The sequence below is a fragment of the Massilia sp. TSP1-1-2 genome, assembly GCF_049896185.1.
In the GTDB taxonomy this organism is placed as follows: Bacteria; Pseudomonadota; Gammaproteobacteria; order Burkholderiales; family Burkholderiaceae_D; genus Telluria_A.
Genome location: NZ_JAFCTU010000208.1, coordinates 1 through 574, shown reverse-complemented (window position 1 = coordinate 574; position 574 = coordinate 1). Strand labels below are relative to the sequence as shown.

Annotated in this window: 2 protein-coding genes; both read right to left on the bottom strand. The window is 60.1% G+C overall.

Going from position 1 to position 574, the window contains the following annotated elements; genetic code table 11:
- Window positions 1–190, bottom strand: a 190-nt coding sequence (locus ACP7BV_RS27745) for a hypothetical protein (protein WP_426108138.1), incomplete at its 3' end; no start/stop codon positions are given.
- A 15-nt stretch (window positions 191–205) separates the two neighbouring features.
- Window positions 206–574, bottom strand: a 369-nt coding sequence (locus ACP7BV_RS27740; protein ID WP_426108136.1) for an outer membrane lipoprotein carrier protein LolA, incomplete at its 5' end; no start/stop codon positions are given.

The window sequence follows — 574 nt, the reverse complement described above, 5'->3', positions numbered from 1 at the left end:
TGCCGTCCACCTCATAACGGCGCGCCTCGCGCGGCCACTCCGGTGTCGTGCACGAGGCTGGCGAGAGCAGCAAACCTGCCGGAAAGGCATTTGCCAGCACCCGGTTCTGCGCGCGTGGCGCCCGTGAGCTGGCCGTCCATACCGCAAGCGCGGCCAGGGCTGCCAAGAGGGCGATTTTTCTCTTGTTCATGCCCGCGCCCGCGTGCTAATTCTTGAAAACGTCTGCGCCTTTTGGCACCACAAACTTGAACTGTTCGGCGCCCAGACTGGGGTTCTTTTCGAACTTGGTGAATGACAGCAATGACGTCTGGCCAAAGGAGTCGCGCAACTCCATCGCGGCGGGCGTGCCGTCTTTTAAGCCAATGCTGATCTGCTGGAACTGGCTATCCTTGGCCTTGGGCGTGGCATTGAGCCACTCGAGGCCGTCGCGCGCGCCCGCTTCGCTCAGCGTAAAGTTCTTTTCAAGATCGTTACTGCCAAACAGGATGGCCGCCGGCGACGATCCTAGCGCGTCGCCAAGTTTCTTGACCGTCACCTGATTCAAGTCCTTGTCATAGATAAACAGGTCGGTGCC